Below are 411 nucleotides of genomic sequence, written 5' to 3'. Positions count from 1 at the left end.
GAGCGCGCCGAGCGCATGGAGAAACGCCTCGACGACTGGATCGGCCCGATCAACGACGCACAGCGCCAGCGGGTAATGGCTTGGTCCACCGCCCTGGGCGACCAGAACCAACAATGGATCGCCAACCGCGCCCACTGGCAAAACCAGTTCAGCGAAGCCGTCGCCCAGCGCCACAGCCCCGACTTTCCGAAACGCATCGAGCAATTGCTGGTCAACCGCGAAAGCCTGTGGACACCTGCTTACCGCGAGGCCTACAACAAAACCGAAGCCCAGGCCCGCAGCCTGCTGGTGGACCTGATGGCCAACAGCACCCCGGCGCAGCGTGAACGGTTGTTGCAAAAGATTGATGGGGTGAAGAAGGATTTCAGTGATCTGAAATGCTTGAAAGCGGCGCGCTCGTAAAACCACTGT

At 60.6% G+C, this 411-nt stretch carries 1 protein-coding gene; it reads left to right on the top strand.

What is annotated here, in order from left to right; all coding sequences use genetic code 11:
• Positions 1-402 (top strand): DUF6279 family lipoprotein (locus OC610_RS28945; RefSeq protein ID WP_264433255.1); only part of this gene is annotated, 402 nt, incomplete at its 5' end.
• Positions 403-411: the final 9 nt, after the last annotated feature.

The organism is Pseudomonas agronomica, from assembly GCF_025917275.1.
Lineage (GTDB): Bacteria > Pseudomonadota > Gammaproteobacteria > Pseudomonadales > Pseudomonadaceae > Aquipseudomonas > Aquipseudomonas agronomica.
This window is presented reverse-complemented; position numbering and strand designations above follow the sequence as displayed.